The organism is Oxyplasma meridianum (assembly GCF_038024865.1).
GTDB classification, from domain to species: Archaea; Thermoplasmatota; Thermoplasmata; order Thermoplasmatales; family Thermoplasmataceae; genus Oxyplasma; species Oxyplasma meridianum.
In genome coordinates this window covers 1,181,716-1,207,007 of sequence record NZ_CP133772.1, presented here as the reverse complement: position 1 = coordinate 1,207,007, position 25,292 = coordinate 1,181,716, and the positions used below count along the sequence as shown (strand labels likewise).

The following is a 25,292-nucleotide window of genomic DNA, read 5'->3' as shown; positions in this document are numbered from 1 at the left end:
GTGAAACTATGAGACATGATCCATTGAATGATATAATAAACAGCATAAAGAGTGCTTCCAGAACAGGAAACAGAACAATTGAAGCAGAACCGGCGGCAAGGCTCATAGGAAGGGTGCTTAAGGTAATGCAGGATTACAACTATCTCAAGGGCTTTGAGGTAGTAGACGAAAGCAAAGGTGGGAAATTCAAGATAGTATTGAGTGATACTATTAACAACTGCGGAGTGATAAAGCCCAGATTTCCAGTGAAGAATTCTCTTCTTGGAAAATATGAGGCAAGGTATCTTCCGGCACAGGATTTCGGAATACTCATACTTACGACCACAAAGGGTGTCATGAGTCACATAGAGGCCAGAAAACAGGGTCTCGGGGGAAGACTCCTGGCATTTGTATATTAGGTGATGAAAATGATAAAATGGGAAGAAGTCTCTTCATTTGAGGTCCCGAAGGAAGTAAAACTTTCAATCGAGGACAACGTAGTACACGTTTCAGGTAAGCTTGGACAGGTTTCAAGAATACTTAGAGACAACTATGTAAGAGTAAGGCTGGAGACGGGAAAAATAAAAGTAGAATCAAGCAAGAAAAACAGGAGATCGCATGGCATATCCGGGACATGGGAGTCAGAGTTAAAGAACATGTTTCAGGGTGTAACAAAGGGGTTTGAATACGAGATGAAAATAGATTACACACATTTTCCAACCAGGGTTTCAGTAAGGGGCAATACAGTTCTAATTGAAAACTTTCTTGGGGAGAGATCACCAAGACAGGCAAGAATCATAGGAAACACCAAGGTCTCTGTAAAGGGGGACAGAGTGTTCCTCAACGGAATAGATAAAAGAGAACTTGGAGAAACCGCCTCCAATATAGAAAGGGCCACAAAAATTAAAGGGTTCGATCTTAGGGTGTTCCAGGATGGAATTTATCTTCTCACGGGAGGGAGCCAGATATGACCGACAGAAAACCATCACTTTCAAAGGAGGAAAAGAGACTCCTGAAGATTAAAAATGAACAGGGAAGAAAGAGACCTGCATTTAGGAGACAGGAGTGGTTCAGGTACAAGAAATTTGATGAAGTATGGAGAAAACCGAGAGGTATGCATTCCAAACTAAGGGAACATCTTTCATGGAGGCCTCCAAACGTAGATGCAGGTTACAGGTCACCTAAACTGGTTAGAGGACTTCATCCATCCGGTTTCAGGGAGGTCATGGTATATAATCTTGCAGACCTTGAGAAGCTGGATGTTACAAAAGAGGCCGGAAGGATATCATCAGGAGTAGGGTCCAGGAAGAGGTCCATGATTTTGGAGAAAGCCGATGAAATTGGTTTAAAAATACTAAACAGGGGTGAAAACTAAATGAAGATGAAAACGGCTAAAAGAGTGGCCGCAGATCATTTCAAATCAGGCATATCACGTGTCTGGATTGATACAAACAGCATAGAGGATATACTTGATGCCGCTTCAAGATCTGATATCAGGACTCTTATTGACAGGAAAGTCATACAGCTCAAACAGAAGAAGGGAAATTCAAATAGCAGACTTAAGAAGAGGATCCAGCAGCTGGGAAAAGAAAGAAGGCGTGGGGAAGGATCAATTAGAGGAACCAAGTACGCCAGATTTCCAAGAAAAGACAGATGGGTGAAGACTATCAGGGCTCTCAGGGATGAATTGAGAAAGCTGAAAGTTGAAAAGAACCTGGATTCAAAAACCTACAGAAAGTTCTATAGAGAGATAAAAGGTGGCTCTATAAAGTCTAGAGCACAACTAAGGTCCCATGTAAACTCTAAAATGGAAAAGGTGGGTAACCAATGAAAAGACCAAGCGTAATGAAGAGAAAGAGACTTGGAGTGACAAACTACAAGAAGAGATTGGGTCTTCTCAAATCAGGACAGCACAGGCTTGTTATAAGGGTTTCAAGGAAAGGCATAATTGCACAGCTGGTGGATTACAACCCTTCAGGAGACAAAATAGTTCTGACTGTCACGGAAAAGACCCTTACCAAGTTGGGAATAAACTTGGAGGGAAACAACACGCAGGTTGCTTACCTTGTGGGGTACAATCTGGGTTTAAAGGCAAAAAAACACAAAATACACCAGGCAATCCTGGACACAGGAAGATTCAACATCATTAAGGGAGGAAGGATCGCCTCTGTGCTGAAAGGCGTTACAGATTCCGGGCTTAAAGTACCTCATGAAAAATCGGTATTTCCTAGCAAGGACAGGCTTGCCGGTAAGCACCTTAAAAACAAGGTTGACATTAAGGCAACAATTCCATTAATGGAGGAGAAAATATGAGCGATGAAACGTGGATCCCCAAGACTCAACTGGGAAAACTGGTTGCTTCTGGTGAGATTAAAACAATGTCAGAGGCATTGAGAACGAAACTTCCCCTGAAAGAGTACCAGATAGTCGATTACCTTCTGCCTAACATTGCAGATGAAGTTGTGGATGTTGAAAGAGCACAGAGGATGACAGACTCAGGAAGAAGGATGAACTATTCGGTTACAGCAGTTGTGGGAAACAGCGATGGTTTTATAGGACTTGGCAGAGGAAAGGCAAAAGAGGCCGCTCCGGCAATAAGAAAAGCAATCAACAACGCAAAGATAAATCTCATAGAGATAAGGAGAGGTTGTGGATCATGGGAATGTGGCTGCGGGAGAGCACATTCACTTCCATTCGAAGTCATAGGAAAATCAGGATCAGTGGAAGTAACTCTGAAACCGTCTCCACAGGGAGTAGGAAAAGCAGTAGGCGATGTGGCAAAAATTATATTGAGAATGGCTGGAATAGATGACGCGTGGGGATTTGCCAAGGGACATACAAAGACAACGGTCAACTATGCACTTGCAAGTTTTGATGCAATGAGAAACACATCAAAGATGAAGATAAACTCTGCAATTCAGTTGAGTACGCCAATTTATGTAGGGAGTGTTGGAAATGTTAGCGATAATCAGGATTAGAGGATCTACAGGGATAAGGCCCAAGGCCCAAAAAACTACAGAACTTCTGAGGCTGCACAAAATAAACCATCTTGTTCTCATGCCGGAAGACCCTGTGGTAAAGGGTATGCTTCAGAAGGCAAAGGATTACCTGACATGGGGCGAGATAGACCAGGAGACCCTTACAGTATTACTGGAAAACAGGACTCTTTTTAAAGGGAGAAAGAAAATAGATGAAAAGTCCCTCAAGGAACAGACGGGTTTCACAACATATAAAGCGCTTGCCAAATCTCTTATTGAGGGCAAGGTGAAATACAAAGATATCAAAGACGTGGTACCTGTTCTGAGGTTGAATCCGCCAAGAAAAGGATACGAAGCAATTCGAAAGCCTTATCAGATGGGGGGTTCTGCTGGATATCGGGGCAAAGAGATTAACGAGCTCATAAAAAGAATGATAAAACCGGGAGTTGACCTGAATGGTGAGAACTAGAACAAAAAAACAGAGAGGAGGACATTATGGGCGAGGAATGAAATCCGGCAGAGGAAAAGGTAAAAGAGGAGGTTCTGGAAATGCAGGACTTCACAAGCATCATTGGGTCAGGACCCTAATTAATGATCCCCTCCATTTTGGAGGAAAAGGATTTACCAGTCACCACCCTGTCAAGGTCGAGGTCCCCATCACACTGTCCGAACTGTCAAACATCCTGCCAAATCTGGAAAAACATGGATTTGCAAAAAAAGAGGGAAAAATTTACAGCATAGATCTTGTGTCTGCAGGTTATGATAAATTACTTGGTAGTGGTGAATTTAGAGAGAAATCTTTAATAAAGATAAATAAGGCAACAGAAAAGTCCATAAATAAGCTTTCCGCTCAGGGGTCAACGGTAGAAGTTAATGGTGGAAATAAAGAGGAATAAAAGAGCAGCAATTCCCATTGTTGCTGTATTTGCCCTGGTGGTACTGGGGTTCTGGTATTTCGGGCATCTGGGGATTATTAAACTTTTAATAGCTTCAGCCATAACAGCGCCCCTGTTTCTTATTGGTTACCTGATAATGAGTTATGCAGGTCCAAAGTCAAGCAAATTATATGGACTTGAGAATTTCACAGCTAAACTTCCTGCTGTCAAGAAGGCAAAAGGCCATGTCGAATTCAAGTGGAAGATAATCTGGACAGCATCAGTTGTTATCCTTTATTTCATTCTCACAAATATCTACATCTACGGCCTTAACACAACTCAGACAGTTGATGTGTTTGCTTCATTCAGGGCAATATTTGCAGGTGCATCAGGGTCTCTTATGGACCTGGGAATAGGGCCAATAGTTACTGCAAGTATAGTTATGCAGCTTTTTGCAGGAGCTAAGATATTTAATATAGATCTCACAAACTCAGAAGATAAAGCAATATACCAGGGAGTGCAAAAACTTCTCGTTATAGTTATGATATTCGTGGAGGCCATACCACAGGCATTCGGGTACCTTGTACCGGACGCTGGACTGGTGGCAAGCATAAATTCTGTGATCCCCGGTTATGGGCAGTTTCTTTCAGAAACCATAATTATTCTTCAGTTGTTCTTCGGTTCATATCTTGTTTTCCTCATGGATGAGGTTGTATCAAAATACGGCATTGGTTCCGGTATCTCCCTGTTTATAGCAGCAGGTGTATCTCAGCAGTTGGTCACCGGAACGTTCAGTTGGCTCCCATCTACGGCCGGTTCAGCTCTTTCACTTCTTAACCCCCCAGCAGGCGCGCTTCCAAAAATGTTTTTCATACTGGGGCATGCAACCTCCGGGTACCTTCTTAGCACTGGATACCTTCAGATACTTTTCCAGCAACCAAACCCAATAATAGCTCTTATAGGGACACTTTTAATATTCTTCATAGTAGCATATTTCCAGAGTAGCAAGATCGAACTACCCATATCGCATGAACGGGTGCGGGGGGCCAGGGGGCGTTATCCGCTTCAACTGTTATACGCTTCAAATATACCAGTTATACTTGCTACGGCTCTTCTGGCAAATGTATCAATGTGGACATTATTGTTTTGGAGTAGTCCTGTTCTGAGTCATGTTCCAATACTCGGGCACGATCCCTTTTTAGGGTCTTATCCTACTGCGGCCCAGATATCTACCTTAGGTATATCCAGCACCACGCCAACCGGAGGTTTGGCATTTTATCTGTTCACGCCTAGCGGTTTGTCGGACTGGCTATTCCCGCTCTTTCAGCCCAGCGTTTACCAGAATATTCTTCTGGGGCATTCTTCATTGGAGGAACTTATCCACATAATTGTTTTCGTGGGCTTCATGGCTATAGCCAGTGTTATGTTTGCTAAATTCTGGATTGAAACAACAAATATGGGCCCATCCGCTGTTGCAAAGCAGATACGGTCAAGCGGTATGCAAATTCCAGGCTTCAGGAGAGACCCCAAGGTTATGGAACGTGTACTTAAAAAATACATTCCTGCAATAACTGTGTTTAGCGGACTTGCGGTGGGGCTTCTAGCAGCTGGAGCAGATCTTATAGGTACAGTAGGGGATACCAGTGGTACAGGTCTCCTCTTAGCCGTAGGTATAGTGATCCAGTTCTATGAGGCCATGGGAAGGGAACAGCTGATGGAGATGCATCCAGTCATTAGGCAGTTCTTTGTTGGTGGATAAATGAGAGTTGTAATATCTGGTGTGGCCGGGGTTGGAAAATCCACGGTCCTTGAAATTGTAAAAAAAAGTTCCAACTATGACATTATCAATTTTGGAACATTGATGTATGAAATGGCTAGAGACATTAAACTGGTCAGCAACAGAGACGAACTGAGAAAACTGAATATTGACACGCAGATTAATCTTCAGAAAAAGGCATCTTCAGCCATAGGACGTATGGATGACGTTATCATAGATACACATATGTCAATAAAGTCACCACGGGGATACCTTCCAGGACTTCCAGAATGGGTTCTCAGGGAACTGAAGGTCTCCTCCTATTTCGTTCTGGAAGCTGATCCTGAAACCATAAAGAAAAGAAGAGAACTTGATGGGACTCGAGTTAGAGATGAGGATAAGGTTAATGAAATAAGAGAGCATCAGGAGATAAACAGATATTATGCGGCTGCATATTCTGTATATACAGGGGCAACTGTAAACTACATCTCCAATGTGGAAGGTAAACCGGAAATGGCAGCCGAGAAAATAGTAGGGAGGTTGATGTTCGTTGGTTGAAAACAGGACAGATAGTCAAAAACAGCAGGCAGACCAGATGAAGAAGATGATGGGCTACCAGATGCTTCCAATGCTTATGAGTTTTGTTCTGCTCATAATTATTGCTAACCCTTCGCTAAGAGGTGTTATAGGTGGGGCTCTGAACGACGTATTTATGCCCCTTTTCGGTTTCAATTATGCTTATCCCCTAATCAGCATAGTAATTAGTGGAGTTATTATCGGTCTTATAACATCCATTCCAAGATACTTTTTTACTGACTGGATCAGGATGGGAAAAGCCCAGTTGAGGATGAGGGCTTTCCAGAAGGTCATGAGGGAAGCATACAGGAGTGGTCAGAAAGATAAGATTCAGAAGATGAGTAAAATGCAGTCAAGCATGATGATGGAGCAGAATATGGTTCAGATGAATCAGATGAAGCCTCTCATGGTTCTCAGTATATTCACATTTCTTATTGTTATATGGCTCTTCTATTTCATAAGCGCCCTTCCATATCAGATGATATCAGTTCCATGGGCACTTAATGTTAACATTGCAACCTCACATCTCTGGGTTTTCCCCGCATGGATTGAAGTTGAATTTATTGCAAGTCTTGTGATCGGATACTTTGTCAGTATGATAATAAAGTTCTTTGATTTTTCATACAGGCTTAAGAGGTTCCAGTCTGAGAATCCCGGACAGATAGAATACAATGCGGGTAACAATTAGCGGCCCCATTGGGAGTGGAAAATCTACGGTGGGCAAGCAGCTTGCAGCTCGCCTTTCCTATAAATTTATTTCAGGCGGTGTTTTTTTCAGGTCTCTTGCTAAGGATCATGGAATGAGCATTGAAGAATTTAACGTATATGCTGAATCCAGACCGGAGATCGATGAAAAACAGGATAAAATGATTTTAGACTTTCTCAGAGATAATGATAACATAGTCCTGGAATCCAGACTTGCGGGATGGTTATGTGTTAGAAACGGTCTGGAAGCATTCAAAATTTTCCTTAACGCATCCTTCAATACCAGGGTGCAGAGGGTAAGTTATAGGGATCAGAACCAGAAGACCAGTGACATGGTGAAAGTAAGGGAAGAATCTGAATATCTAAGATACATGAAATTTTATGGAATAGATTATAGCCTAACAGGTATTTACGATCTTGTAATTGACACCGATACTCTTTCGGTGGAAGATGTGGTGAATAAAATTTATGAATCGATCAAAGGAAAAGACCTCTGCTGACTTTCTGGAAGGCTTTATAGTAATAGATAAACCCAAGGGACCCACAAGCCACCAGATTGATTACTGGGTCAGGTCAATTCTGGGAATAGAGAAGGTTGCCCATATTGGTACACTGGACCCTTCTGCCACGGGAGTTCTTGTAATGGCGCTGGGCAGAGCGGTGAAACTTGTGGAGATCGCACATGAAATGCCAAAGGAATACGTAGGTGTTATGTTTATTCACGAGGATGTAGGCGAGGAAAAAGTAAGAAAGGTTATGGAGGAATTCACAGGTGAGATATACCAGATACCTCCAGTAAGATCAGCAGTTTCAAGAAATCTTCGTACAAGATGGATATACAGCCTGGAAATCATTGAGAAAAAGGGGAGAGATATACTTTTCAGAGTTAGATCGGAGTCTGGAACATATGTTAGGACTCTCTGTACAGATATGGGATACGTACTGGGCACCGGGGGACAGTTAATGGATCTACGCAGGACTGCAAGCGGAATTTTTAGTGAGAAAGATGCTGTAACACTTCAGGATCTCAGTGATGCAATGAAGCTTGCGGAAGAGGGAGAAAACAGTGCACTGAGGAAAATAGTATTTCCAATGGATTATCTCTTCAGGGATTATGGGAAGATAGTGGTCAAAGCATCAGCAATCCAGAACATAGCTCATGGTTCGGATCTTTTCCCAGGCGGTATAAAAGCAATTATCGGAACTCCACTGAGGGGAGACAGGGTTGTTGCAATTTCTGATACAAATGAGATACTTGCCAGTGGAAAAATGCTTGTATCATACTCACAGATCACAGATACAAAGGTTGTTGACTTTGACAGGGTTATGCTTGATCCAAATCCGAAAAAAGTAAATTTCATTTCAGGTTCTGTGGAAAAACCTGCCAGGTTGACAGGGAAAGTAACCAAACCGGAACAGAGAAAGAACAGGGTTGATAGATCAGATGACAGTAAATTCAGGGAAGACAACAAGAAAGTGGTACGGAGAGATAAGGAACGGAAAAGAGATATGGGTCTACAGAGACCTCAGAACAAATTTCATAGAGATTTTCGACGCCCTGAGAAGGGGAGAGATTCCAGAAAGGGAAATGATAAGGGAGAAAAGCGAGCCTTCCCTGCACGATCTCCTTATGGAGTACGGAAAAAAAAGAATAAAAGATGAATTTACCGAAGACAGGCTTCTGATAAAATTTTATTCTCTCTATGAGGAAATCACGGAGATTATCAATCTGTATCTGGAGAAGATCGATTCCTTCGGAATTCTCACCGGAGTGGAATACAACCAGGATGATCCATGCCTTTATTTCCGATCCATGGCGGCAGTTTCAGATGCAGATCCATCCATATCAATGGTTGTAAAATCAGCTTCTATCGGCCTATCTATGTGTTCATTCAGGACAGACCTTTTTCAGTTTACAAGTGAAATGGCTGTAAGAATAATGCCAAACACAGTAGATCTCATAGGGGGATCTCTGGCCCTGGAGCTGCTCTGGAGATCAGGCGGTTTGAGAAATATGGTAAAGTTCCCGGCCAGTACCTTCCAGGTGCTGGGATCAGAGAAGGCATTTTTTAAGCATATGAGGACTGGTACGCCTTCGCCAAAGCATGGTTTTCTCTTCAAATATCCTGGGATATCATCTCTCCCCCCCTCAAAAAGAGGAAAAATAGCAAGGACTGTTGCCAATAAGCTTGCCATAGCAGTAAGGGCAGACTTCTACGGCACTAGAATAGATACTGAAACCATGAAGAATCTTATAACTAAAAGGATACATGAAGCAAAATCAAAGTGATCAGAAGCTTTCCAGCTCCTGCTGCCCGTAATACTTTCCACCCTCAACTGGAATAGGGTATTCGCCTGTCAGGCATGAAATGCAGAGTGATCTCTTTTCCATGGTTATGCTTTTAACAAGCCCATCAATGGATGTATACCCTATACTGTCCGCCCCAATCTCATCCCCTATCTCCTGTATTGTCTTACCAGTGGCAATGAACTGGTCTTTTGTCTTCATGTCAACACCGAAGTAGCATGGGGCTATTATCCTTGGGGATCCTACTCTCACATGTACTTCTCTGGCCCCTGCTTTCCTGAGGATTGCAATAATATGCTTCATGGTATTCCCCCTGACAATACTGTCGTCAACAAGAACAACTCTCTTTCCCTCTATTTCGGATTTTATGGGGTTAAGTTTAAGTTTCAGGGCAGAAAGTCTGGATTTCTGATTTGGCATGATGAATGTTCTCTCAGAGAACCTGTTCTTAATCAGACCTTCGCTGTATTTTATTCCGGATTCCAAGGAATACCCCAATGCCTGTGATCTGCCTGAATCAGGAACCGGTATTACAACATCCGCAAGGGCCGGGTACTCTTTTGCCAGGGTTCTGCCCAACCTTATTCTGGTCTGGAAGACATCCACATTATCTATAACGCTGTCAGGCCTTGCAAAGTATACATACTCAAACATGCAGTGGGTTGTATGTGCTGCCGGTATGGTAAATATGCTTTTAGGTCCATCAGGAGTAAGTTCAACCAGTTCCCCAGGTTTTACATCTCTTATCATTTCACCATTGAGTATGTCCATTACACAGCTTTCAGAAGCCACTATGTAGCCTTCGTCAGCATAGCCGATAACCAAAGGTCTAAAACCCATTGGATCACGGAGAGCAAAAAGTCTTTTACCCACCATTATGGAACAGGAATAGGCTCCTCTAAGTCTGTTTACAGAATTCCTGAAACCATTTATGATTCCATGCTTGTTAATCTCTGTGGAGATCTCCATGAGCATAACTTCGGTATCAGAACTGCTTAGAAATGGAACACCTTTGAGTTTCAGCTGTTCCCTCAACTGGTTTGCGTTGGTAATCTCACCGTTGTGGGAAATCGCAATATAACCATATGAATTTGAAACAAGGAAAGGACCGATATTTTCCAATCCTTTAGACCCGGATGTGGAATAGCGTGTATGCCCTATGCCAACCTGTCCATTAAGTATAGATCCTGTCTCCATATCTCTGTCAGTAAAAACCTCATGTACAAGTCCCATTCCTTTTTTAACGCTAATTACGTCGTCATGAAATGTTGCAATTCCTGCACTCTCCTGTCCTCTGTGCTGTAGCGTACGAAGGGATGTTACTAGATAAGGGTACGCAGTGGTCTTACCTATAAAACCGACAACAGCACAGTGATCATTTGGCTTTAGCCCATCTATAGGATCTGAGTTTTGGGGCGGGATATCCACAGTGAGAGCACCTCTTCTCCCTAACATGGTATGAATGATGGCCGCATCTTCTGCACCTTATGTGTACCTTTTTGCTTCCCATTTTTCCCATTACTGATGTTCCGTTGCTCATTGACTGTCACCTCGAGATGGAGAAATAAATATCACATTATCCCCTCTGACCAGAATTCTGTCATAATTTCCCTTGTTTTCCCCATGTATGGTCTCCCCCGCGTTTTTAATCACAAGGTTCATGTATATGTCGTAACCCTCAAGGATGCCTGAGTAGGCTCTGTTTCCCTTAACGTCTACAAGGACATTATGGTCTACGGACCCTCGCAGCACATCCATGGGTCTGGCAATATTTGACTGTTGTTTTGGCATTTAAATTCAGGCGATGCATTGTAAAAATCTATTTAACATTATCTTCCAACCAATTGCATGCCTCAAAGCTGTAATCTTTATCTGATATATCATTTTCTCCAATGTATCCCATACACTGGGTAGAATAACAATAAGGTGATATAAATAAAGATATTCCTTGAAACCGTCAAAGTTTCTCAAACTGTTTCATAATGTCATCTTCCTTTGACTTTTCCTTCATGAATGCACCTACCATCATTACTATGAAACCTATTATTCCCAGGACTATACCGATTACTTCCAATGAAGCCAGATACTCCTGGGATTGAAGTATGTATTCATAACTGACATGGGGTGCCAATTTCCCGAAGAATATCAGCGTATAGTTTCCAGATCCCACTTTGTAAGTTCTATCGGTGAAAATGGATAGTGTGGGGCTAATTGCATAGTTGGATATGTTCCCAGGTCCAGCCAGAGGCATATCGGAGGTCCTTATCAGCGAAATATTGGCAGAAGTATTTGTTACAAGAAGAAAAGTTGTGCCATTGAACTGCAAATTCTTTGTAACAAATACATCAGAATCAACATGCTGGAAGCTGTCTCCAGTGATGAGTTTTCCACTTAATAAAGCAGATCCAGATACAACCAGCACTATGCCGATTATGAGGATTACAAGGCCAGTGTAAAAAACTTTCCTTCGCACATTATGTTAATCCGAATTAGTCTTAATAGAGTTTCCCAACTTTTACAGAACATGGCGATTCAAATCATACCAATGCATTCTGCGGTTAAAACTTATATTGATCCTGGCAATATAGATTTTACTTTGCCGAAGTTATTATGCATGAAAATAATATGGATTGCACATAACCGGTCAATGTCAAGCAAAAGGTGAAAATAGTGAAAATGCCAAAGGAAATTAAAGCTTACTGTCCAAGTTGCAAGAAACACACATTGCACGAAGTGGAGAGAGTCCGAAAGAAAAAGGCAAGTGAGTTCAAGGCAGGACAGAGGAGATTCAGAAGAGCAACATCAGGATACGGAGGTTTCCCCAGACCTAAGTATGAAGGAAGAGAGAAACCTACAAAGAGAGTACCTCTAAGGCTTAGATGTCTGCAATGCAAGAAGGCAACAACACCTAAAGGAATAAGGGCAAAGAAATTCGAACTGGTGGAGGTGCAGTAAAATGGCTGAACAGAAGTTTGTAAAATTGAAAAGCATAGGGAGTAAATTCATAAAATTGAAATGCAAGGACTGCGGAAATGAGCAGATAACTTATTCCAAAATATCCAGTGTTGTGGTATGCAATATATGTGGTTCAACCATGGCCAGGCCAACTGGAGGAACCTTGGAAACAACTTCTGAGGTCACGGGAGTTCTCTAATGCGGAAGAATTTACCGGAAGTCGGCGACCTTGTAGTGGTCACCATAAAAGAAGTAAGGAACTTTGGCGCAAATGTAAAACTGGACGAGTATCCTGGAAAAGAAGGATTCATCCATATAGCTGAGGTTGCAACTGGCTGGGTCAAACACATCAAGGATTATCTCAGAGAGGGGCAGAGGACTGTATGCAAAGTTCTCAATGTTGACACAACAAGGGGATACGTGGACCTTTCCCTTAAAAGAGCAAATGAACATCAGAGGAGAGAAAAGATATCTGAGTGGAAGAACGAACAGAAATCCCAGAAGCTTTTTGAAATAGTGGCAAAGGCACTTAAGAAAACTCCGGATGAATGTTACAGTGCTTTCGGAATGGACCTTGAAAACAGATTTCTCAACCTTTACAATGCATTCGAGGACGCGGCAGCTTCAGAAGAGTGGCTTCCTGATGTTAATGAAGAATGGAAAACAGTGTTCCAGAGAGTCGCCAAGGAAAACATTGTTGTTCCATATGTAAAGATAGGGGGATTTATAGAGGCATACTCCCTTGCAGCTAACGGTGTGGAACTGATCAAGGATTCCATGGAAGCCGGAGAGAAACAGGGTGCTAAAATACAGTATGCAGGGGCACCCAGATACAGAGTAACGGTAACAGATAAAGATTATAAGGCGGCAGAAGATTCTTTGAAAAGGGCTGTTCAGGCAGTAATAGACAATTCGAAAAAGAACGGCGTGGTTGCAGAATTCATAAGGAAGCAATAAAGGATGAATTCACTAATAAGAAAATGCCGGAATTGCAATACATATACACTTGAAGAACACTGTACAATTTGCGGCATGGAGTCAGTACCGGCAATACCGCCAAAGTATTCGCCAGTGGACAGATTTCAGAAATACAGGATAAAGGATCTCAGGGGTGAGATGAATGGAAAAGATAGTAGTTAATCAATATAAAAGGCCCAGACTTAATAATCCGGTGCTTATAGGAGGGCTTCCCGGGATAGGCAATGTTGGAAAGATAGCTGCAGAGTACCTTATAGAAAAAATGAAAATGGAAAAACTTGTAGACATATTCTCGCAGTATTTTCCGCCTCAGGTTTTCATAGGAGAGGATGGCGTTGTACATCTGGTCAGAAACTCAATCTATTACAAGAAAATACCAAAGGGTAAAAACGATCTTCTGGTTCTTGTGGGGGATTTTCAGGGTTCTACACAGGAAGGTCAGTATGAACTTTCCTATAAGATTCTGGAGTTTGCTCAAAAGCTCAACGTATCGGCATTATATACTCTGGGTGGTTATAGCACAGGGAAGATAGTCGAAACCCCCAGAGTTCTCGGTGCAGTTACTGGTGTTGAATTTGTGAACCTTCTTGAATACTATGGAGTGGTATTTCCTAAGGGGGAACCTGGTGGAGGAATAGTGGGTTCAGCTGGAGTGATACTGGGAATGGCAATGGAACTTTTCAACATACGAGGTGCGTGCCTGATGGGTGAGACGTCAGGATACTTTGCGGATCCAAAAGGGGCAAAGGAACTTGTCAAAGTTTTGTCTTTACTGCTTGATGTCAATGTCGACATAAAAGAACTGGAGGAGAGAAGCAAGCAGATTGAACAGATAACAGAAAAAATGCAGGAAGATGTACAGGGAAAGAACCAACCGAAAGACGATCTTGGGTATTTTGGATAATCCATTAATTTTAGATCAGCATTTTTCAGGGCAGTTAGATTTGCTTGCATAAAATCATATTTTACTGGATATGTGAAATGAAAAGGTTTTGCCGTAATGTTCTCATTTCCTGGATCAGGGTTATGGTGTTGAGAACTACCTGTAATCCCTAACTGCAAACAATAAGACCAATGGTAAAAAATATTAGGGTCAAGCCACTGAAAGCTCCATGGTCCGAAACAGGGACACCCAGGACAGATTTAAGGAAATATCTATTTCTGAATTTTTTGAAAAGAATAAACACATTCTTGGTTTCGATTCTCCCCAGAAATCAATGTTCATGGTGGTGAAGGAAGCTCTGGATAATTCCCTTGATGCATGCGAAGAGAACAGCATACTGCCTGATATTTCTGTCTCAATCAGGAAGGACCATACTGATCAGTATACTGTTACAGTTGAGGATAACGGCCCAGGGATAAACAGGCAGGAGATACCCAAAGTCTTCGGGCAGCTCCTCTATGGGTCAAGATTTCACAGACTCAGGCAGACAAGGGGGCAGCAGGGTATCGGTATAACTGCAGCAATACTTTATGGGCAGATAACAACGGGAAAAGTCTCCAATGTAAAATCAAAAATTGCAGGGGATGAGGTAGCATTCGAGTTCCGCCTGGGAATAAATGTTAAAGATAATACTGCCAATATAGTGGAGGAGAAGCCCGTTATATGGAACAGGGTCAGCGGGACTTCAGTCTCCATACCTCTAAGAGGCAAATACCAGGTTGGAAGGCAGTCCATTTTTGAATACCTGAAGGAGACGGCAGTTTCAAACCCAAATATGCAGCTTCTTTTCACAGACCCGGATAACAGGAAATACATATTCAACAGGGCACTTGAGGTACCGTCCAAGCCTTCAGTACCAGTAAAACCATACCCACTTGGTCTTGAGATGGGAGAGGTGCAGTCTATGGCAAAGGAATCCCATGAAAAATCAATGTGGTCTTTTCTGACATCTGATTTCAACAGGATCAGCAGAAACCTTGCATCAGAAATCCTCAAACTTGCGGGAATTGAAGAAAACAAAGACCCCAGGCAGATCACTCTCCATGAGATATCAGCACTGAGGGAAGCGTTCACAAAAGTAAAAATGATGCCTCCCCCCACTGACTGCCTATCCCCACTTGGCGAGGAATTCATAATAAAGGGGCTGAAAAATGTATACGAGGATCACCACCCTTCATTCTACTGCAGGCCTGTCATAAGGAAGGCATCTGTTTATAACGGGAACCCTTTTGCGGTTGAAGCCGGTCTGGTTTATGGTGGGGACATCAGAGGTGATGATCAGGTGAGAATAGTAAGGTACGCAAACAAAGTCCCGCTTCTTTACCAGCCTGGAGCCTGTGCAATCACAAGGGCAATATCTGAAACAGACTGGAGGTCTTATGGGCTTGAACAGAGGCAGGGCACCGGAATACCATTTGGGCCGGCCATCATTTTTGTCCATGTTTATGGCGTCAGATTACCATATACATCCGAATCAAAAGAGGCAATTGCAAACGTTGAGGCAATAATGGAGGAGATAAAGCTTGCAATGAAGATCATGGGTAGATCTCTTAAATCTTTCATGAATAAGAAGGACAAAAGACAAAAAATCAATGAGAAATTCAGGCTTGTTCAGAGCCTGATTCCGGAAATAGCAAGGAAGGCTGCGTCCATTGTCAATGAGGACCAGCCTGCTGTGGGCCCAATCATTTCAAAAATTGCAAATGTTGTTTTTATAAAGGAGAATACCGTCCAGAGGGATGATTCTATGGAAATAGAAGTGGAAATAATAAATTATTCAGGGGAGGAGAGAAGCTTCACCCTTTACGCATCACCCCCAACTGGAGATGTGCCGGAAGAAGGCATTTCATGGAATATTGACAATCTTTTGCCATCTGAATCGAGGAAGGTATCGTTCACAATGAAGGGCAAATTTATAGATTATGCAGGAACTGATTACTATTTCAAGGGGATAGATCCAGTATATGTGCAGGGAGGGGAACTTCTCCCATCTGACTGGAATGTTAAATCTGTTAAGATAGAGGAGGGTGAAACGCAGGATGAACAATGATGAAGAATCTATTGAAAAACTGAGAAAGATGGTACTGGAGATGTATACTGCACTGAAAATGGGAGAGGTACCGGAGATATCACTTCCCTCCAGGAATAAGGACAACATTGTCCTTGATCCAAAATACTCCATCTGGAGATATGGAGAAAATATCACTACGAGAAGCGCCAGATCAATTGACGGGGCTGAATATATTCTTAAGGTTCTTTCTGTGGTGGAGTTCATAATGGAGATGATTGGAGAAAACAAGTCTTCAACTCTTAGAGAAATGTATTACATATCGGAGGGCTGGGGAAATGGCAAGTTCCATACACAGGATGAATCCAACCTCTTGGCTGAAGACCTTGAAATTGTAAGTAAGCTTCTGAGAGAGGATTTCCACCTCAGGCCAGAGGAAAATGGTGCCAGTATTATCGGAAACATAACAGTGGAGGAGAAAAGCAGGAAAGGCGATTTCAAAACAATTAACTGCAAGGATGACGTGGGGGATGGAGGGTACCCAATACCATATAATGTGGAAAAGGAAAAACTCAGGCTTAAATCCGCAGACGCTGACTTTATACTTGCAATAGAAACAGGTGGAATGTTTGACAGGCTTGTTGAAAACGGTTTTGATGAGAGGATGAGATCGGTACTGGTACATCTCAAGGGACAGCCCGCAAGGAGCACCAGGAGAATTCTAAAGAGAATGAATGAGGAACTTGGCCTTCCCGTGTATGTTTTCACAGACGGTGATCCATGGTCTTTCAGGATTTTTGGTTCAATTGCCTATGGTGCAATAAAGACAGCCCATATATCACACCATCTTGCAGTCCCCACAGCTGGATTCATCGGTGTGACTGCCTCAGATATACTAAATTATGATCTGCCCACTGATAAACTTACAGATAAGGATGTAGATGCACTCAAAGCAGAACTTAATGATCCAAGATTCAATTCAGAGACATGGAAGGAGGAGATCGAGACAATGCTTCAGATAAACAAAAAAGCTGAACAGCAGGCACTTGCAAAATACGGACTGAACTATGTTACTGACACCTATCTGCCTGAAAAATTATCGGAAGGAGGTGCTATTTAAATGGCACATGTAAAAGTTTCAATTGTACAGATGGGATCCACTGGTTCAAAGGAGGATAATCTGAAAAAAAGCCTGGATATACTTGAAAGCCTGAAAAATGAAAAGACAGATCTTGTTGTTTTTCCTGAATACCAGATGTACATTCCAGACTACAGTAATCCCAGGGGGATTGTGAAAGAGTCCGAGAATATCTCCGGAAATTTTGTATCAGCAATAGCTTCTTCTGCAAAAAAAAACAGAATAAGGGTTCTGATGAACATGGCAGAGAGCAATGGAAATAATGTAAAGCCATACAATACATCCGTATTTATTGATGACATGGGATTTGTGGCAGGCATTTACAGGAAGACTCACCTTTTTGATGCTTATTCGTCTAAAGAATCCAATGTTTATGATTTTGGCCTCAACGGCTATTTGGCATTTACCTCTGAAAATTTTACTCTTGGTACACTGATATGCTACGACCTCCGTTTCCCGGAACCTGCCAGAATGCTGCGCCTTCTTGGTTCAGACATTCTCTCATACCAGGCGGGATGGTTCAAGGGTGAAAGGAAGCTTGATCACTGGAAAACACTGATCAGGGCAAGGGCCATTGAAAATGGTTCCTTCGTCATAGCATCTTCAAACTGTAATGAACAGTTCATTGGGCACTCCATGGCAGTTAGCCCATGGGGAGATGTAATTGCAGAAGCAGAAGAGGAAGAGACAGTGCTTAACGTTGATCTGGATATGGGCATTGTAAAGGAATATGCAGAAAGTGTTCCACTGTTAAAAGAAAGAAGGAGAGACCTGTATACCATTGAAGGTCTTTAGATTCTCAGATCCCTTCCAGTACTTTTCTCATTTCACTATAGTCCTTCAGTCTGTACCTCGCCAGTGTTTGTCCCTCGCCAATCTTTATGAGCAGGGCATCCTGGTTGTAAAAGAATGAATCCTCATCTGTCACGTCGTCACCAGCAATTACTGCATTCCTTCCTGATCTCAATCTTCTTATGGCCTCCCCTTTGTTGCATCCTGGAATCCTTATCTCCGAGATCATCTTTCCTTCCCTGAAATCCATCCCGTTAGATTCTGCAAGATCCTTCACCATTGCAGAAACCTCCCCGATTTTTCCCTGATCCTCCAACTTCCAGAAGTTGAAACCGATTACACCTTTTTTGTTCTCGTATACTAATCCCCTGAAATCATGGAATATTAATGGAAGTTTTTCGAAAATGGAATCGCAGATTTCCACATAATGTTCATAACCTTGAATTGCAACCGGTTCCCCACCTTTTTTCCTGGTAATTGCCCCATGCAGCGCCACAAAATTCAGGTCAATGGGTATAAATTTCCTTATGGTATCGTAAGACCTCCCTGTAACAATGTAGAGATCATATCTGCTGTCAACAGATTTTAATATTCTTACAAGACTCTCATCCGCAAAACAGGCATCAGGATCACTTGTTATAGGTATTAAGGTACCGTCATAATCAAGAAAAATCATAGGTTTAGGTTTTATTCCCTTTATTTTTTCTATTATGCTATCAATTGATTTCAAGTGCGAAACTTCCATTCTTAATCTTCTCCGATGTGCCATCTATCTTGTAAATCCACCACCTTATATCCCTGACATGTACACTGTTTTTCATTGCTGTAAGGCGCTGCCTGATCTCCTCAAGAGGCATCTTTATGCAGCGGTCTATTGCATCTGCCATAGCATCCAGATCGTTGGGATTCACTATTACTGCCTGTGGGAGATTGTATATTGCACCTGCGAACAGGGACAGTATGAGCATTCCATGTTCTGTAGCAGCCACAAATTCCTTGCTCACAAGGTTTAGGCCGTCAATGAGCGGGGTTATGAGGGCTATATCTGCAATCCTGTAATAGGAAAGCAGGGTTGGACCAGATATTTTCCTGTACATATAAACTATGGGAGTCCACTCAAGGTCTCCATACTGACCGTTAACTCTTCCTATAGTCATTTCAAGATCTCTCTTCATGGCCATATATTCAGAAACTGAAGTTCTACTGGGAGTCACAACCATGACATACACAAATTTTCCATGGTAATGTGGATACCGTCTCATTAGATTCTCTATGGCAAGAACACGGTTGGTGAGTCCCTTTGTATAATCAAGTCTGTCAATGGAAAATATGATCTTCTTATCCTTAAACGACTCTTTAAGCCTTTGGTTGGTTTCGGCACTGGAGAAATACTCGTAATCTATTCCAAGTGAATAGGCAAACAACTTGTTTTCCAGATTATATTCTCCAAATAGAAGTTTCTCGCAAGAATTTCTGAAATTTCTGGAATACTGGTCATTATGAAATGTGATCATATTGGACTGTACCATGCTTTCCAGTATGTCCCTTGCTCTTGGTAGTATAGCGTAGAATTCGCTTGCAACCCATGGTATGTGCCATGAGAAAATGGTAAAGTTCTTTATGCCTTTTGTTCTTAAAATGCCCGGCACAAGAGTAAGCTGGTAATCGTGCACCCAAATTTTGATGTCTTTATTGATATATTTAGCGATCTTGTCTGCAAATTTCTCGTTTACAGCCTTATAATATTTATATCCTATGTTATTGATTTTGATCCTATCCCTAAAATAGTGAAATAAAGGCCACAAAGTTCCATTGGAAAACTCATCATAAAATCCGTTTTTCTCTCTCTGGTTAATTAGGACTCTCACTATTTTATAACCTTCATAATCCTCCTCCTGGTATTCATGATCCAGGTTACCATCTCCCCAGCAGACCCATACTCCACCCTCTTTCTTCATCATGTTTCTAAGGCCGGTTGCTACTCCGCCAACGTTCTCCTTAACCACGTGTTTCCCCCTCACGTTATCATGTGTGATGGGGCACCGGCTGGTTACAAGTAAATAAGACATAAATAGAAAATTTGTTTTGATATATAAAGTGTGGTAGAAAGAATTTTACACTATGAAGTAAGATAAGGCAAATAAATTAGAATCAGGGATTTGTCGATCATTTGCGGTCTTATCTTTATTTGCGTGTTTATTATTTTTACAGACAGGCCACATGATCACCTATGAAAACACTAGCACTAAGGTTTTCTATTAACTTTCTGATTCAACAAATCTAACAGAATTCTTCAATAAAAACTGAAAATTATAAGGATATTATCCTGTCTCTCCTTGGATCTTCTTGTCTCGGAATATCTATACTCTTCCCTCATGATCCCTTTCTTCTCTTCTAAGATGATCTTTGCATGTCTTCTTTGCATGTCTTTTCTCTTTCTTATTCATCTTCTTCTCTGGCTTGGTCTCTTTCTCTTTGATATCTGCATTTCCTACCATGTTAATCTCTGCAGGTAAAATCATGTTTATAGATACAAGAGATCTCTTCTCTCCATGTTTTCCTGGATCTGCTGTTATGATCATGCTGTCCTGTGCAGTGATCTTTACATTGATTTCCTTCATGGATCCTGTAGGCACTATTATTCTATTCTCTCTCAACTGTTAGATTTAATTCATTCCATATGGCATGATCCCTTCAAGTTTTTTGATAACCCTTCCATGAAGATCCAGATGGTTCTTGCATCTGGCAACCTGTCAGGATAATTTAGGTAATTCATGAAAGATATGCCCTCTATCATCATGGTTTCAGCCTTTTCATCCACCATGTTGTATTCACTCTGTAGATATAGTAACTTGATCATTGTCGTAATAGGGATGTTGGATGCACCTACTCTTTCTGTATGGATATAATACATGTTATTCAAAATCTTAGAGAAGAGAGATGAGTCTATTGAATCCTTAACAAAAAAAACAGAAAAATGGTTTATCTTCATGATTGATCATTTCTCCACAATTGAAACATGAAGCAAGCTGATCATACAGTTACGTGAATATCCCATGAATAAATGTTTCTATTAGAACATGTAAACAAGGCTGTAAATTAAAGATCATGTGCAAATGAGTTATTAGAAATCCTCATAAGAGGAATATGCGTTTTCTTATACGCATAAGAACTAAGCTGATTACTCTTAATGAAACATTTAACTTATTACCATTATTACCCCTTGAATGACAACAGTGAAACTTATGGCAGTAACCAGATCTTCCCAAAGGGGTTCATCTCTCAGGATAACGCTTCCTAAGGAGGTGGCTGAGTATCTGAACATTGACGAAGGAGATCATGTTGGATTTTATATGAAAAACAATGAGATAGTGGTGAGGAAGATTGAATAGGTAACGATTAGAAGAAAGAGAAAGTAAGAAACTCCATGTGTTACCTGTAGCAACTTGTAGAAACGTTTAAGAATATTTTCTAACCATCAATCTGAATCTTCGTTAATTTACCATTATTAATTCGTTTTAAATCAGCTGTTTTAAATGTTTTATTTACAAAGGGGGACTTATAGATAATGGTGGCATATACCATAATTACTTCAAAGAAGCAGATTGTTAAGAAACCTGTCAAAGGTCAAATCTATGTTTACAAGAGAACTCAATATTACAATAAGACGCTTAAGAACACCAAGCAACACTATAGATAATTGGGAAAGATGATCAACGTTGAAACTAAGAGGATAAGAAGCATTCTGCCAACAAGGATTCTGATCTATGGCCCATTTATTCCGCTGCTGAAGATATCAGGGATCTAAGATCTAATGGACATACTGGAATCATATCTGACGGAGGATGAGATCAATCGGGTTATGAACCTTGCCGTGTCAAAGATAGTTTCACCGTTGCCTCAGATCAGTATTCAGACATGGTAGGGTAATACATACTTGTCCACCATAATGCCTGTAAATATCATATCACAGAGGAACAGTGAACTCATGGACAGGATGGGATCTTCCCATCTGCATAGAGATTCACCCTTGATATGATCAAGAAAGTGAATCCTGGATCTATATTGCTGTATGGTATCGCAAGCATACCCCCATATTCTCTTGCACCAATATTCAAGTATGGACATGCCAAAGATCATTTTGATCTTTTTCAGGCCAATTTCTCACTAATCATGGAAAAGATCAGGAATGCACCTCTCTATTATGAACTGCATTCCGAAAGCATTACCCATGTTGTTACATTGAAACCAACACTAAATTATTTTTCCTTGATCGTGGAGGGGATAAAGATTGTCCTAGATGGGGGTTTCTTATTTCTCTTTAATTTTTTGCCTGATATCAATACAATAGGTCTTGAACCTTCTATAGGATTTTTGCATGAAATAGCACCTTCAAAAACACCTTTAGTCTATGATTTACAAGAACTATTCAGATATGTTATAGACTATTCTGTTATACAGATACTGGAATATGGTCTAAAGAAATCAGATTTCATAACAACTGAGAATTATCATATAAGATTAAGACCAGAGACAGCAAAGAGATTAATCGAAACAATCAAAGAGAATTTCAATCAGAGATATCTATACAAAGGTAAAAAGCATACATTGGAAAATATCATGTTTGAAAATATAACGGAATTCTCTAAATTTATATCTGATAATTCAAAGAAACTTGAATTTACAATACCAGAGATAATGATAAAAAGAAATGATGATATAGAGACAAGAGAAAGGATATTATCAATTGATCCAGAGGAAAGAAAGAAACTGAAAATCAATAAATCAACATTATGGTATCAACAAAAGAAGATTAAAGAAGGTAAACAGATTAAAGTATATGAGAAGACAAGGGTGAAGATATAAATAGAAAAGAATGAAGAAATATTTTATGATAAATTAAAAGACATTTTTATCTTGTTTTTAATATCTTTTATCCTTTTATCCTTTTAACCTTTTAAACACTGAAAATTATCATATAAGATTAAGACCAGAGACAGCAAATAGATTAATTGAAACAATCAAAGAGAATTTCAATCAGAGATATCAATACAAAGGTAAAAAGCATACATTAGAAAATATAATGTTTGAAAATATCAGGGAATTCTCTAAATTTATATCTGATAATTCAAAGAAACTTGAATTTACAATACCAGAGATAAAGATAAAAAGGAATGATTACATAGAGACAAGAGAAAAGATATTATCAAATGATCCAGATGAAAGAAGGAAACTGAAAATAAACAAATCAACATTATGGTATCAGCAAAGAAAGATTAAAGAAGGGAAAAATAATTAAGGTTTATGGGGAAAGGGAAGATAAAAAGGGGTTAGTTGGCATGATACAAAACTATAAGAACTTATACTTACATAAATGTACTACAAAAATTGCGGTATGGCAACGCTATACAAATAGCCAATTCTTTCTGGGTGATGATTACATGGTTGGTGGATTTTTTATATTTTGAATGAGAAGTAATAATATGGTTATACCAAAAAAGTTAGAAGAAATAAGAAAATATCTGATTGAGTCAAATATGGAACTGTCTAATTCTTTTGCAGATGGTAGAGTAAACTCTAGAATAAACGAAGACGAGGTCATTAGATTAATTAGGGGTAACTTCTCAATAAATGTGCCTAAATCTAGAGCTTGGTATGATTTCTCTTTTGAAGAAACAGGCATATTTTATCCAGTAAATATCAAAATTACAGAAACAACTAGTGCTGATAATTTAAATTGTAAATTAGGTATCTATTATGCACTAACTGGGAAAATACCAGATTTCCCGAACGAAATAGACTGGCTAGATTATTTTGAGAAATTGAAAACAAATCTATCCGAAAATTCTAAAGATTATTATTTTCTTGTTATAAACAGATCTAATACAACAGATATTTTTATCAATTCACTAAAATCTCTAACAACGTTACAACCGAATGGTAACAACCTACCATTCCAATGTAAATGGGGCATAAATAGAATTATTAAGGTCAGGGATTATGAAGATGCAAAAAAATTCATCCTAAAGAATTTTGGTGAATCAATAAGATTAAGAGCTGAAATATTCTTCATATTTAAGAGGTTATTTAATGAATATTTACGATAAAATAAAAAATCTAGGACAAGTTTTTACTCCTGAATCAATAGTTAGCCAGATGTTAGGACTTAAGAAGAATAATGGAAATACATTAGAGCCTTCTTGCGGTAATGGTGCTTTTTTAAAACATTTGAATAATGCAGTGGGTATAGAAATTGATCCAATTTACAAAGGTAAAAACATATTAAATATTGATTTTTTTGATTATAGTATTGAAGAAAAATTTGATACTATTATAGGTAATCCTCCTTACGTCAAATTTCAAGATATACCAGAGGAAACTAAATTAAAATTAGAAAAATATAAATCTCTGTTTGATAAAAGGTCAAACCTATATTTGTTCTTCATTTACAAAAGTATTCTACACTTGAAACCACATGGAGAATTAATATTCATAACCCCGAGAGACTTTTTGAAGGCAACATCAAGTATTAATTTGAATACTTTTATTTATAATAATGGGACAATCACAGATTTGATAGATTTAGGTGATAATAAAATCTTTGGAGACTATACTCCTAATTGCATTATCTGGCGTTTTGAAAAAGATAATTTTACAAGAAGAACAAACACATATAAAGAATTCACATTGTCTAATGGACAATTACTATTTACAGATAACCAGTATCCTGTAAAATTTAGTGACATATTTTTTGTTAAAGTTGGAGCGGTTAGTGGAGCAGATAAAATCTTTTCAAATGATGAATATGGAAATGCAGATTTTGTATGCTCATTTACCGCAAAAACAGGAAAGACCAAGAAAATGATATTTAACAAGAAAATTGATTATCTAAACAAGTTCAAAGAAACCTTAATGAAAAGAAGAATAAAGAAATTCGATGAAAATAATTGGTGGGAGTGGGGAAGATTACATTATCAAAGTCAAGAAAAAAGAATATATGTTAATTGTAAAACTCGCAACAAAGAGCCATTTTTTTTACACCCTAGCAATTATTATGATGGTTCTGTATTAGCTATCTTCCCAAAGAATCAGGAATTAGATTTGAAAACACTTTGTGATAAACTTAATAAAGTAAATTGGTTCGAATTGGGATTTGTCTGTGATGGAAGATTTATTTTTAGTCAGAGAAGTTTAGAGAATTGCATGTTACCAGAAGATTTCGCTATATATAAAGTTAAAACTAAACAAAGAAATCTAGAATACTAAGGCTTAATCATTAAGCTCTTGTAAAATCTTAATCT

General features: G+C 39.9%; 35 protein-coding genes. 27 read left to right on the top strand and 8 right to left on the bottom strand.

Annotation, left to right across the window (positions count from 1 at the left end; translation table 11 throughout):
* The first annotated feature begins 8 nt into the window (after window positions 1-8).
* From OXIME_RS06380 to OXIME_RS06315, 14 genes are read left to right on the top strand one after another with little or no spacing between them, the layout of a single operon-like run.
* The gene (locus OXIME_RS06380; RefSeq protein ID WP_393971016.1) at window positions 9-398 is read left to right on the top strand and encodes a 30S ribosomal protein S8; all 390 of its coding nucleotides are present in this window, start codon (window positions 9-11) and stop codon (window positions 396-398) included.
* 9 nt (window positions 399-407) lie between these two features.
* On the top strand, window positions 408-950 hold the full coding sequence (locus OXIME_RS06375) for a 50S ribosomal protein L6 (RefSeq protein ID WP_393971015.1): 543 nt from the start codon (window positions 408-410) through the stop codon (window positions 948-950).
* Window positions 947-1,354: a 50S ribosomal protein L32e gene (locus OXIME_RS06370; RefSeq protein WP_393971014.1), complete on the top strand. Its 408-nt coding sequence runs from the start codon at window positions 947-949 to the stop codon at window positions 1,352-1,354. The genes OXIME_RS06375 and OXIME_RS06370 overlap by 4 nt, the downstream gene beginning before the upstream one ends.
* Window positions 1,355-1,810, top strand: coding sequence for a 50S ribosomal protein L19e (locus tag OXIME_RS06365; protein WP_393971013.1), 456 nt, complete (start codon window positions 1,355-1,357; stop codon window positions 1,808-1,810).
* Window positions 1,807-2,292: a 50S ribosomal protein L18 gene (locus tag OXIME_RS06360; protein ID WP_393971012.1), complete on the top strand. Its 486-nt coding sequence runs from the start codon at window positions 1,807-1,809 to the stop codon at window positions 2,290-2,292. The genes OXIME_RS06365 and OXIME_RS06360 overlap by 4 nt, the downstream gene beginning before the upstream one ends.
* Complete coding sequence (locus tag OXIME_RS06355; protein ID WP_393971011.1) at window positions 2,289-2,957, top strand: 30S ribosomal protein S5; 669 nt, start codon at window positions 2,289-2,291, stop codon at window positions 2,955-2,957. Before OXIME_RS06360 ends, OXIME_RS06355 begins: the two co-directional genes overlap by 4 nt.
* Complete coding sequence (locus OXIME_RS06350) at window positions 2,935-3,426, top strand: 50S ribosomal protein L30 (protein WP_393971010.1); 492 nt, start codon at window positions 2,935-2,937, stop codon at window positions 3,424-3,426. The genes OXIME_RS06355 and OXIME_RS06350 overlap by 23 nt, the downstream gene beginning before the upstream one ends.
* Window positions 3,413-3,853 (top strand): uL15 family ribosomal protein, encoded by a 441-nt coding sequence (locus tag OXIME_RS06345; protein WP_393971009.1) that lies wholly within the window; start codon window positions 3,413-3,415, stop codon window positions 3,851-3,853. Before OXIME_RS06350 ends, OXIME_RS06345 begins: the two co-directional genes overlap by 14 nt.
* Window positions 3,831-5,591 carry a preprotein translocase subunit SecY gene (gene secY / locus OXIME_RS06340; protein WP_393971008.1) on the top strand — a complete coding sequence of 587 codons (1,761 nt, stop codon included), beginning with the start codon at window positions 3,831-3,833 and terminating at the stop codon, window positions 5,589-5,591. Before OXIME_RS06345 ends, secY begins: the two co-directional genes overlap by 23 nt.
* On the top strand, window positions 5,592-6,146 hold the full coding sequence (locus tag OXIME_RS06335) for an adenylate kinase (protein WP_393971007.1): 555 nt from the start codon (window positions 5,592-5,594) through the stop codon (window positions 6,144-6,146).
* Entirely contained in the window at window positions 6,139-6,852 is a 714-nt protein-coding gene (locus OXIME_RS06330; RefSeq protein WP_393971006.1) for a DUF106 domain-containing protein, read from the top strand. Before OXIME_RS06335 ends, OXIME_RS06330 begins: the two co-directional genes overlap by 8 nt.
* Window positions 6,836-7,369, top strand: a complete 534-nt coding sequence (gene cmk, locus OXIME_RS06325) for a (d)CMP kinase (RefSeq protein WP_393971005.1) — start codon at window positions 6,836-6,838, stop codon at window positions 7,367-7,369. The genes OXIME_RS06330 and cmk overlap by 17 nt, the downstream gene beginning before the upstream one ends.
* Window positions 7,338-8,531, top strand: coding sequence for an RNA-guided pseudouridylation complex pseudouridine synthase subunit Cbf5 (locus OXIME_RS06320; protein WP_393971004.1), 1,194 nt, complete (start codon window positions 7,338-7,340; stop codon window positions 8,529-8,531). Before cmk ends, OXIME_RS06320 begins: the two co-directional genes overlap by 32 nt.
* A complete protein-coding gene (locus OXIME_RS06315) occupies window positions 8,458-9,159 on the top strand; it encodes a ribosomal biogenesis protein (protein WP_393971003.1) in 702 nt (233 codons plus the stop codon). Before OXIME_RS06320 ends, OXIME_RS06315 begins: the two co-directional genes overlap by 74 nt.
* Here OXIME_RS06315 and purF read toward each other — a convergent pair whose 3' ends face one another.
* From purF to OXIME_RS06295, 4 genes are all read right to left on the bottom strand, one after another.
* Entirely contained in the window at window positions 9,160-10,605 is a 1,446-nt protein-coding gene (gene purF, locus OXIME_RS06310; protein ID WP_393971002.1) for an amidophosphoribosyltransferase, read from the bottom strand. It abuts the gene before it with no gap.
* Window positions 10,553-10,717, bottom strand: coding sequence for a 50S ribosomal protein L37e (locus OXIME_RS06305; protein ID WP_393971001.1), 165 nt, complete (start codon window positions 10,715-10,717; stop codon window positions 10,553-10,555). The genes purF and OXIME_RS06305 overlap by 53 nt, the downstream gene beginning before the upstream one ends.
* The gene (locus OXIME_RS06300; protein ID WP_393971000.1) at window positions 10,714-10,968 is read right to left on the bottom strand and encodes an LSM domain-containing protein; all 255 of its coding nucleotides are present in this window, start codon (window positions 10,966-10,968) and stop codon (window positions 10,714-10,716) included. The genes OXIME_RS06305 and OXIME_RS06300 overlap by 4 nt, the downstream gene beginning before the upstream one ends.
* Window positions 10,969-11,134: 166 nt before the next feature.
* A complete protein-coding gene (locus OXIME_RS06295) occupies window positions 11,135-11,650 on the bottom strand; it encodes a hypothetical protein (protein ID WP_393970999.1) in 516 nt (171 codons plus the stop codon).
* A 197-nt stretch (window positions 11,651-11,847) separates the two neighbouring features.
* On the opposite strand from OXIME_RS06295, the gene OXIME_RS06290 reads away from it, so the two are divergent.
* From OXIME_RS06290 to OXIME_RS06255, 8 genes are all read left to right on the top strand, one after another.
* Window positions 11,848-12,132, top strand: coding sequence for a 50S ribosomal protein L44e (locus tag OXIME_RS06290; RefSeq protein WP_393970998.1), 285 nt, complete (start codon window positions 11,848-11,850; stop codon window positions 12,130-12,132).
* Between the two features lies 1 nt (window position 12,133).
* Window positions 12,134-12,331, top strand: a complete 198-nt coding sequence (locus OXIME_RS06285) for a 30S ribosomal protein S27e (RefSeq protein ID WP_393970997.1) — start codon at window positions 12,134-12,136, stop codon at window positions 12,329-12,331.
* Window positions 12,331-13,089, top strand: a complete 759-nt coding sequence (locus OXIME_RS06280; protein ID WP_393970996.1) for a translation initiation factor IF-2 subunit alpha — start codon at window positions 12,331-12,333, stop codon at window positions 13,087-13,089. Before OXIME_RS06285 ends, OXIME_RS06280 begins: the two co-directional genes overlap by 1 nt.
* A 3-nt stretch (window positions 13,090-13,092) precedes the next feature.
* The gene (locus tag OXIME_RS06275) at window positions 13,093-13,272 is read left to right on the top strand and encodes an RNA-protein complex protein Nop10 (RefSeq protein ID WP_393970995.1); all 180 of its coding nucleotides are present in this window, start codon (window positions 13,093-13,095) and stop codon (window positions 13,270-13,272) included.
* On the top strand, window positions 13,253-14,014 hold the full coding sequence (locus OXIME_RS06270; protein ID WP_393970994.1) for a proteasome assembly chaperone family protein: 762 nt from the start codon (window positions 13,253-13,255) through the stop codon (window positions 14,012-14,014). Before OXIME_RS06275 ends, OXIME_RS06270 begins: the two co-directional genes overlap by 20 nt.
* 208 nt (window positions 14,015-14,222) lie before the next feature.
* Window positions 14,223-16,103: a DNA topoisomerase VI subunit B gene (locus tag OXIME_RS06265; RefSeq protein WP_393970993.1), complete on the top strand. Its 1,881-nt coding sequence runs from the start codon at window positions 14,223-14,225 to the stop codon at window positions 16,101-16,103.
* On the top strand, window positions 16,093-17,181 hold the full coding sequence (locus OXIME_RS06260) for a DNA topoisomerase IV subunit A (protein ID WP_393970992.1): 1,089 nt from the start codon (window positions 16,093-16,095) through the stop codon (window positions 17,179-17,181). Before OXIME_RS06265 ends, OXIME_RS06260 begins: the two co-directional genes overlap by 11 nt.
* On the top strand, window positions 17,182-17,994 hold the full coding sequence (locus OXIME_RS06255; protein WP_393970991.1) for a carbon-nitrogen hydrolase family protein: 813 nt from the start codon (window positions 17,182-17,184) through the stop codon (window positions 17,992-17,994).
* 4 nt (window positions 17,995-17,998) lie between these two features.
* Here OXIME_RS06255 and otsB read toward each other — a convergent pair whose 3' ends face one another.
* The 4 genes from otsB to OXIME_RS06235 form a co-directional block, all read right to left on the bottom strand.
* A complete protein-coding gene (gene otsB, locus OXIME_RS06250) occupies window positions 17,999-18,721 on the bottom strand; it encodes a trehalose-phosphatase (RefSeq protein ID WP_393970990.1) in 723 nt (240 codons plus the stop codon).
* The gene (locus OXIME_RS06245) at window positions 18,708-20,060 is read right to left on the bottom strand and encodes a trehalose-6-phosphate synthase (RefSeq protein ID WP_393970989.1); all 1,353 of its coding nucleotides are present in this window, start codon (window positions 20,058-20,060) and stop codon (window positions 18,708-18,710) included. Before OXIME_RS06245 ends, otsB begins: the two co-directional genes overlap by 14 nt.
* Window positions 20,061-20,351: 291 nt before the next feature.
* Window positions 20,352-20,648 carry a hypothetical protein gene (locus tag OXIME_RS06240; protein ID WP_393970988.1) on the bottom strand — a complete coding sequence of 99 codons (297 nt, stop codon included), beginning with the start codon at window positions 20,646-20,648 and terminating at the stop codon, window positions 20,352-20,354.
* Between the two features lie 14 nt (window positions 20,649-20,662).
* On the bottom strand, window positions 20,663-20,983 hold the full coding sequence (locus tag OXIME_RS06235) for a transposase (RefSeq protein ID WP_393970987.1): 321 nt from the start codon (window positions 20,981-20,983) through the stop codon (window positions 20,663-20,665).
* Between the two features lie 235 nt (window positions 20,984-21,218).
* On the opposite strand from OXIME_RS06235, the gene OXIME_RS06230 reads away from it, so the two are divergent.
* The 5 genes from OXIME_RS06230 (at window position 21,219) to OXIME_RS06210 (ending at window position 25,257) form a co-directional block, all read left to right on the top strand.
* Complete coding sequence (locus OXIME_RS06230) at window positions 21,219-21,383, top strand: AbrB/MazE/SpoVT family DNA-binding domain-containing protein (protein WP_393970986.1); 165 nt, start codon at window positions 21,219-21,221, stop codon at window positions 21,381-21,383.
* An 883-nt stretch (window positions 21,384-22,266) separates the two neighbouring features.
* Window positions 22,267-22,857: a CRISPR-associated endonuclease Cas1 gene (locus OXIME_RS06225; RefSeq protein ID WP_393970985.1), complete on the top strand. Its 591-nt coding sequence runs from the start codon at window positions 22,267-22,269 to the stop codon at window positions 22,855-22,857.
* A 217-nt stretch (window positions 22,858-23,074) separates the two neighbouring features.
* On the top strand, window positions 23,075-23,290 hold the full coding sequence (locus tag OXIME_RS06220; protein ID WP_393970984.1) for a hypothetical protein: 216 nt from the start codon (window positions 23,075-23,077) through the stop codon (window positions 23,288-23,290).
* A 184-nt stretch (window positions 23,291-23,474) separates the two neighbouring features.
* Entirely contained in the window at window positions 23,475-24,098 is a 624-nt protein-coding gene (locus tag OXIME_RS06215; protein WP_393970983.1) for a restriction endonuclease, read from the top strand.
* Window positions 24,082-25,257 carry an Eco57I restriction-modification methylase domain-containing protein gene (locus OXIME_RS06210; RefSeq protein ID WP_393970982.1) on the top strand — a complete coding sequence of 392 codons (1,176 nt, stop codon included), beginning with the start codon at window positions 24,082-24,084 and terminating at the stop codon, window positions 25,255-25,257. Before OXIME_RS06215 ends, OXIME_RS06210 begins: the two co-directional genes overlap by 17 nt.
* The last annotated feature ends 35 nt before the right edge of the window (window positions 25,258-25,292 follow it).